We start from the raw sequence: 3,010 nt of genomic DNA on the forward strand, positions 1-3,010 counted from the left end.
TAAAGGCCGCGACCGACGCTGGCGCAGTCGCGGCCGGCAAAGTCGGCGAAGTGCAGTCGGTGCACGTCATCCCGCGCCCGCACGAGGAGGTCGAAGCGATCCTTATGAAGCTCCCTGCCCCGCCCAACAAGTGACCGGACCGACACGGAACTTCTGAGTAGAACCCCTGAGCAGGGAGGAACCCCATGACCGCGTCAGTGGCTGCATCGGCCGTCGACTGGGACGCTGACCTTGCCGGCCTCGCCGAGGCGCGGCGCAAGGCGATCGCTGCGCGCCGGGCGTTCGAGGCTTTCGCCGACGCCGACCAGGCCGACCTCGATCGCATCGTCGCCGCCATGTCGGCTGCGGCCTCGGCTGCCAGTGAGGAGCTGGCCCGCCTCGCAGTCGATGAAACCGGCTACGGCGTGTACGAGGACAAGGTCCTCAAGAACCGATACAACGCCGACTTCGTCGCCGAGTCGATGGAGGGCATGCGCACCAAGGGTGTCCTGTGGGTCGACGAGCCCGGACGCATGACAGCCATCGGAAGCCCCGTCGGCGTGATCGCCGCCATCATCCCGGTCACCAACCCGACGTCCACCGTCATCTTCAAGTGCCTCGCAGCGGTGAAGGCCGGGAACGCGATCGTCAACGCGCCCCACCCGAGGGCCGTGAAGTGCTGCACACGTGCCGCCGAGATCATGTCGGAGGCAGCCGTGGCCGCCGGTGCACCCGAGGGCCTCATCTCGTGCCTCGAGCACGCCAGCATCGCGACGACTGCGGAGCTCATGCAGCACGCGGCGGTGTCCCTCGTCCTGGCCACCGGTGGCGCCGGCATGGTGGCTGCGGCCTACCGCTCCGGCAAACCCACGCTGGCCGTCGGCGCGGGGAACGTCCCTGTCTACGTTGATGAGTCCGTCCCCGACGTGGCCGAGGCCTCCCAGATGATCATCACGTCCAAGGCCTTCGACAACGGCACGGCGTGCGTCGCCGAGCAGAGCGTCGTCCTGGATGCCAGCATCGCCGAGGCGTTCCTCGCCGCCGGCAAGGAGCGCGGGCTCTTCCTCCTCGAGCAGTCGGACCAGCAACGCCTCAGCGACGTCCTCTTCGACGCACGAGGCGGCCTGCGTCCGGAGGCAGTCGGTCAGTCGGCCATCAACCTCGCCGGTCGAATGGGAATCACTGTTCCAGCCGACACCCGCGTGCTCGGCGCAGAGCTGACATGGGTCGGCCCGAAGATCCCGCTGTCGGCCGAGATCCTCGGCCCCGTACTGACGTTCTACCGCACACGTTCTCTCGACGAGGCCTTCGAGCGCTGCCGCGAGATCCTCGCCTTCGGCGGCGAAGGACACACCCTCGGCCTGCACGCGTCCAACGACACGGTGATCGCACGCATGTCGGCCTTGCCGGCATCCAGGATTCCGATCAACACCCCGTCCCTGTTCGGCGGCATGGGCTACAGCACGTCGATCGGGGCATCGTTCATGCTGGGTACGGGTACATGGAGCGGGTCCATGGTGTCCGACAACGTCAGTGCCCTCCACCTCATCAACATCAAGCGGGTCGCCTTCGAGGTGCGCCCGTGGCGAGACCTCTATAGCGGCGATGCCGCCGCGCGGAGACCCCGGTGATCTCGGTGGCACTCGACGTCGACGCCGTCCTGGCCGAGGCGGCAGCACGAACCGGCGAGCCACTGGCTGACCCCACAGGTCCTCTCTCCTTCGGGGTAGACCTGGGCACGGCCACCGTGGTCATCGTGGCGGTGGACTCGTTCGGTGTTCCCGTCTACGTCAACGCCGTACGGCGTGAGGTGGTGCGCGACGGGATCGTCGTCGACTTCCAAGGAGCCGTCGAGGCTGTGCGGGAACTCCGCGACGAAGCGGCGGCGGTCCTCGGCGTCGTACCCGAATCCGCGGCCACTGCGTTCCCACCAGGCGTCTCGGAAGCCGACTCACGGGCATGCCGCTTCGTCCTCGAGCAGGCCGGTCTCGAGTGTCGGGCCCTCATCGACGAGGTCACAGCCGCCCAGACGCTGCTCAGGTTGAGCGACGGGGTCGTCGCCGACATCGGCGGCGGATCGACGGGTGTGGGCACCTACGTCGCGGGAGAGCTGGTGGAGCTGGGCGACCTCCCCGGAGGCGGACACCACCTGAACCTGATCCTCGCCGGGTCGCTGGGGATCGACATCCAGGTGGCCGAGCGACTCAAGCGCGAGGAGGGCGCCGCCCACCTCCCGGCCATTCGACCTGGGATCGAGCGCATCGCCCACAACATTGGGCGCCTCATCCCGGCGGGGGCCGACGGACCGATCCACCTGGTCGGAGGAGCGCTCATGACCACGGGCGCCGGCCGGATCGTGGAGAACTACCTCGGGCGGACCGTCGTCGAGCACCCGCACTCGATGCTCGTCACACCGCTCGGTATCGCGCTCAGCCCCTGACACACGAATCGAGATGAGAGCCAGATGTCGAACTTCCAGCTCCGAACCTATGCCTTCATCGACCGGATGCAGCCACAGTCGGCGTCGCACGTCGCGGCCACGTGTCAGGGCGATGTTCCGATCGCCGGCATGGCCGAGCTGTTCATCGAGGTGGCTCCCGGGAACGAGATCTTCCGCGTGATGGACATCGCCCTCAAGGCGGCGGACGTGCGTCCCGCACTCCAGATCGTCGAGCGCGAGTTCGGGCTCCTCGAGATCCATGCTGCCAGCCAGGCCGAGGTGCTGGCCGCTGGAGAGGCCGTGCTGGAACACCTGCAGCTCACTGAAGCCGATCGGGTGAAACCCCAGATCGCATCGGCCCAGTTCGTCACCAACGTCAGTCCCTACCAGGCCCAGCTCATCAACAAGTGGCGCAAGGGCAGCCTCCTCATGCCGGGAAGCAGCCTGTTCGTCCTGGAGGTGTCCCCGGCGGCGTACGCGACCCTCGCGGCCAACGAGGCGGAGAAGGCGGCCAACATCACCGTCGTGGAGGTCCGGGCGGTCGGGCGCTTCGGCCGTGTGTTCTTGTCGGGCACGGAGAGTGAGGTCAGC

General features: G+C 67.8%; 3 protein-coding genes and 1 pseudogene. All 4 read left to right on the forward strand.

What is annotated here, in order from left to right:
- Positions 1-134, forward strand: a pseudogene (locus JWN68_RS06375) (ethanolamine utilization protein EutM); the annotation flags it as partial.
- 51 nt (positions 135-185) lie between these two features.
- The gene (locus tag JWN68_RS06380) at positions 186-1,610 is read left to right on the forward strand and encodes an aldehyde dehydrogenase family protein (protein WP_297736303.1); all 1,425 of its coding nucleotides are present in this window, start codon (positions 186-188) and stop codon (positions 1,608-1,610) included.
- Entirely contained in the window at positions 1,607-2,419 is an 813-nt protein-coding gene (gene eutJ, locus JWN68_RS06385; RefSeq protein ID WP_297736306.1) for an ethanolamine utilization protein EutJ, read from the forward strand. Before JWN68_RS06380 ends, eutJ begins: the two co-directional genes overlap by 4 nt.
- A gap of 24 nt (positions 2,420-2,443) precedes the next feature.
- Positions 2,444-3,010: hypothetical protein (locus JWN68_RS06390; protein ID WP_297736308.1), on the forward strand; the 567-nt coding region annotated here is incomplete at its 3' end.

The organism is Nocardioides sp. (genome assembly GCF_025964975.1).
GTDB lineage: Bacteria > Actinomycetota > Actinomycetes > Propionibacteriales > Nocardioidaceae > Nocardioides.

What these genes read in the sequence shown, in the direction of transcription:
- JWN68_RS06380 (WP_297736303.1), top strand. Translation starts at nt 186, where the DNA reads ATGACCGCGTCAGTGGCTGCATCGGCCGTCGACTGGGACGCTGACCTT.